We start from the raw sequence: 4,881 nt of genomic DNA, 5'->3' as shown, positions 1-4,881 counted from the left end.
ATATCGTCAAGGACGAGAAGGTCATCATCATCGACGAGTTCACTGGCCGGATGATGGACGGGCGGCGCTGGTCGGACGGGCTTCACCAGGCGGTCGAGGCCAAGGAGGGCGTGGCGATCGAGCCGGAAAACCAGACACTCGCCTCGATCACCTTCCAGAATTATTTCCGCATGTACCCGAAGCTGTCGGGCATGACCGGTACCGCGCTGACCGAGGCGCCGGAATTCTTCGACATCTACAAGATGAACGTCGTGACGATCCCGACCAACGTCGAGGTCAAGCGGGTCGACGAGGACGATGAATTCTACAAGAATATCACCGACAGGTTCGGTGCGATTTCCAAGGAGATCAAGGCGCGGCAGGAGAAGGGCCAGCCGGTTCTGGTCGGCACCGTGTCGATCGAGAAGTCGGAAATGCTGTCCGAATTCCTCGACCAGGAAGGCATTCGCCACGAGGTGCTCAACGCCCGCTTCCACGAGAAGGAAGCGCATATCGTCGCGCAGGCTGGCAGCATGGGGGCGGTGACCATCGCCACCAACATGGCTGGACGCGGCACCGACATCCAGCTTGGCGGCAATGTCGAGTTTCGGGTCGACGATGAGCTGAGCGGGCTGGCCGAGGGCGTCGAACGCGATGCCGCCATCGCCAAGATCAAGGCCGAAGTCGCCGAGCAGAAGCGCCGCGTGCTCGAGGTCGGCGGGCTGTTCGTGCTCGCCACCGAGCGCCACGAGAGCCGCCGCATCGACAATCAGCTGCGCGGGCGGTCCGGCCGCCAGGGCGACCCCGGCCTGTCGCGCTTCTACCTCAGCCTCGACGACGATCTGCTGCGCATCTTCGGCCCGCAGACGATGTTCGCGCGGTTGATGAACAAGAATCTGGAGGATGGCGAAGCGATCGTCTCGCCGTGGATCAGCAAGGCGATCGAAACTGCGCAGAAGAAGGTCGAGGCGCGCAACTACGACATCCGCAAGCAGGTGGTCGAGTTCGACGACGTCATGAACGACCAGCGCAAGGTAATCTACGAGCAGCGCGCGGACATCATGGACGCCGATCACGTCAGCGACGTGGTCAGCGATATGCGCGCGGAAACGGTGACGAGCCTGGTCGCGGCGCACTGCCCGCCGGGGACGTATCCCGAGCAGTGGGACGTTGCCGGCCTGAAAGAGAGCATCGACGCGGTGCTCGGCTTGCAGCCGCCGATCGACGACTGGCTGGGCGAGGAAGCGGTCGAGCAGGACATGCTCGCCCAGCGCATCCAGGACCGGGCCGACACGGTCATGGCCGACAAGCTGGCGAGCGTCGACCAGGTCGGTTGGGTCGAGGTCGAGAAGAATGTGCTGATTCAGACGCTCGACCATTTCTGGAAGGAAAATCTGGCGACGCTCGACGCACTGCGCCAGGTCATTCACTTGCGCAGTTACGCCCAGAAGAAGCCGATCGACGAATACAAGCAGGAGGCGTTCCTGCTGTTCGAACGGCTGCTGATCTCGATCCGCGAGGACGTCACGCGGGTGCTGATGCGCGCTCAGGTCAGCTTCGATCCGGCCCCGATGCAGATGCCCGACTTCCTTACCAGCCACATCGATCCGCTGTCGGGCGACGACGATAGCGCGGATATCGACTGGGCAACGGGCAATGCCATGTCAGGCCTGCCGCCGTTGCAGATGCCGTTGCCACCGATGCCGGAGGCGGTTCCCGGCGAGGATGGCGCCGTCGGGGCCGTGACCGAGCCCGAAAGCCGCAATTCGCCCTGTCCATGTGGATCGGGGCGCAAGTACAAGCACTGCCACGGCGTGCTCGTCTGACCCGATGACCGACCGGAGCGCGCTTCGGGCAGCGTATCGCCCGGACGAAGAGGCAATTATTGCCGAGCGGATCGAGCAGGCGCGCTTGCCCGCCGAAGCCTCGCCGGTTGCGGCAGCGATCGCGCGGACGCTGGTCGAGCGGGTCAAGGCGCACAAGCCAGCCGGGCTCGACGCCTTCATGCACGCCTATGATCTGGGCAGCGACGAGGGCGTAGCGCTGATGTGCCTGGCCGAGGCGTTGCTGCGGATTCCCGATGCGGGCACCGCCGACGAGCTGATTCACGACAAGCTCTCGGGCCCGGACTGGGCCGAGAAGCTCGGCGGATCGCGCTCGACGTTTGTCAACGCTGCGACCATTTCGCTGCTGCTGACTGGCAAGGTGCTCGATGGTGCGAATGATCGCAGCGAGGGCTGGCGCTCGGCGTTGGGCCGCGCGGTCGGAAGGCTCGGCGAGCCCGTCATCCGCACCGCCGTCGCGCAGGGCATGAAAATCCTCGGCGCGCAATTCGTGTTCGGGCGGACGATCGACGAAGCGCTCGCCCGGGCGCGTCCGGAGCGGGTGAAAGGGCTAAGCCACAGTTTCGACATGCTCGGCGAGGCGGCGCGGACCCATGCCGATGCGGCGCGCTATGCCGAGGCCTATCATGGCGCGCTCGATCGGATTGCCGCCTCCGCCAGCGGCGGCGTTCGCGCCGCGCCGGGGATTTCGGTCAAACTGTCCGCACTCCACCCGCGCTATGAATTCGCCCATGCCGAGGAGGCGAAGGCGGCGATCCTCCCCGTGGTGCGGGCCCTGGCCGCCAAGGCCAGCGCCGCCGACGTGCACTTCACCGTCGATGCCGAGGAAGCCGACCGGCTCGAACTGTCGCTCGACATCATAGAGGCACTGGTGGCGGACGACGCGTTGTTCGCGAATGGCTGGGGCGGGTTTGGGTTGGCGCTTCAGGCCTATCAGAAGCGCGCGGTGCCGCTGGTCGAATGGGTCGCCGCGCTCGGGCGCAGGCACGGTCGCCGCCTGATGGTCCGCCTGGTCAAGGGGGCCTATTGGGACAGCGAAATCAAGGCGGCGCAGGTGGCGGGCCTGAGCGACTATCCGGTGTGGACGCGCAAAGTCGCGACCGACGTGTCCTACCTCGCCTGCGCCAAGGCGATGCTGGCGGCGGATGACGTCATCTACTCCGCATTCGCGACACACAATGCGAATACGATCGGCGCGGTCAAGGCCTTGGCTGCAGGAAAACCTCTTGAGTTCCAGCGTTTGCATGGGATGGGTGAGGGGCTGTATGAGGAGCTGGCGACACTAGAACGCGAGATGGGCCAGCCGCAGACCCCGGTTCGCATCTATGCGCCGGTCGGCAGTCACAAGGAATTGCTGGCTTATCTTGTGCGGCGGTTGCTGGAAAATGGCGCAAATTCGAGCTTCGTCAACCGGGTCGCCGATGAGCACGTGCCGGTCGATGCGCTGATCCGCGATCCGGTCGTGGAGCTGGAACGACTGTCGCCGCGCCGCAATCTGGCAATCCCTTGTCCCGATGCGATTTTCGGCACAGGGCGGCGCAACAGCGCGGGGTGCGACCTGAGCGATCCGCTGGTGCGCGAACCGTTGGTCGAGCGTTTGCGGCGGCTCGAGGCGAAGTCGTGGAGCGCGCAGCCGACGATGGGGAAGGGTGGACCGGCGCGGGCGGTGGTGTCGCCGTTCGATACGCGGCTGACCGTCGGCGAGGTGCGCGATGCGGACGAAGCGGCGGTCGACGCCGCCGCCCGCGCCGCCGCAGCTGCTCAGCCCGAATGGGACGCAATGGGCGGGGTAGAGCGCGCGCGCCTGCTCAATGCCGCCGCAGATCTTTTCGAGCAGGAGCGTGACGCGCTGTTCTCGCTGTGCATTCGCGAGGCCGGCAAGACGCTGCCCGATGCGGTGTTGGAAGTGCGCGAGGCGGTCGATTTCCTGCGCTACTACGCCGCCGAGGCGCGGACCAAGTTCGCAGGAGCCCTGGCGCTCCCCGGCCCGACTGGCGAGAGCAATAGCCTGCGTCTCCACGGTCGGGGAGTGTTTGCCTGCATCAGCCCGTGGAATTTCCCGCTGGCGATCTTCATCGGCTCGGTTGCGGCGGCGCTGGCGGCGGGTAACGCCGCGCTGGCCAAGCCGGCCGAGCAGACTCCGCTGATTGGCGCACTGGCAATCGAGCTGATGCACCGCGCTGGTATTCGCAAGGAGATTGTCCAGCTCGTCCCCGGCGACGGCCGCACCGGCGCGGCGCTGACCGCCCACCCGCTGGTCGCCGGGGTTGCCTTCACCGGCTCGACCGACACGGCGCGCGCGATCAACCGTGGCCTCGCCGATCGGCCCGGCGCGATCATCCCGCTGATCGCCGAAACCGGCGGGCAGAATGCGATGATCGTCGATTCGTCGGCGCTGCCCGAACAGGTTACGCGCGACGTCATCGCCTCGACGTTCCAGAGCGCGGGTCAGCGCTGCTCGGCGTTGCGCATACTGCTCGTACAGGACGATGTGGCCGACGCGATGCTGGCGATGATCGCGGGGGCAATGCGCGCTCTCATCATCGGCGATCCGCGCGATCTCGCGACGGACGTCGGACCGGTGATCGACGCCGAGGCCAAGATGGCGCTTGATGCACATTTGGTGGATCTGGCGACGAACGGCAAATTCCTCGCTCGGCTCGACCTCCCGCCCGCGACCGAGCACGGCCATTATGTTACCCCGGCGATGGTCGAGATCGCCAGCCTCACCGCTCACGACCGTGAGCATTTTGGACCCATCCTGCACGTCGTCCGGTGGAAGTCGGGCGAGTTGGGCAAGGTCATCGACGCGATCAATGCGACCGGATTCGGCCTGACACTGGGCTTGCAGAGCCGCATTGATACGACGCGGGCGTTCGTCGAGGCCCACGCCCGCGTCGGCAATCTCTACGTCAACCGCAATCAGATCGGCGCGGTGGTCGAGAGCCAGCCGTTCGGCGGGGAGGGGCTGTCGGGCACCGGACCCAAGGCCGGCGGGCCGCATTACGTCGCGCGTTTCGCGACCGAACGCGTGACCTGCATCGATACCACCGCGGCG

The 4,881-nt window shown here is 66.0% G+C and carries 2 protein-coding genes; both read left to right on the top strand.

The annotated features are described in order from the left end of the window. A partial coding sequence (locus RMN84_RS06390; RefSeq protein ID WP_309611353.1) for an SEC-C metal-binding domain-containing protein occupies window positions 1-1,805 on the top strand: 1,805 nt, incomplete at its 5' end. Between the two features lie 4 nt (window positions 1,806-1,809). Further along, the coding region (gene putA, locus RMN84_RS06385) for a bifunctional proline dehydrogenase/L-glutamate gamma-semialdehyde dehydrogenase PutA (protein WP_309611352.1) at window positions 1,810-4,881 on the top strand (3,072 nt) is incomplete at its 3' end.

Origin of the sequence: Sphingomonas sp., assembly GCF_031380695.1 — a bacterium.
Lineage (GTDB): Bacteria > Pseudomonadota > Alphaproteobacteria > Sphingomonadales > Sphingomonadaceae > Sphingomicrobium.
This window is presented reverse-complemented; position numbering and strand designations above follow the sequence as displayed.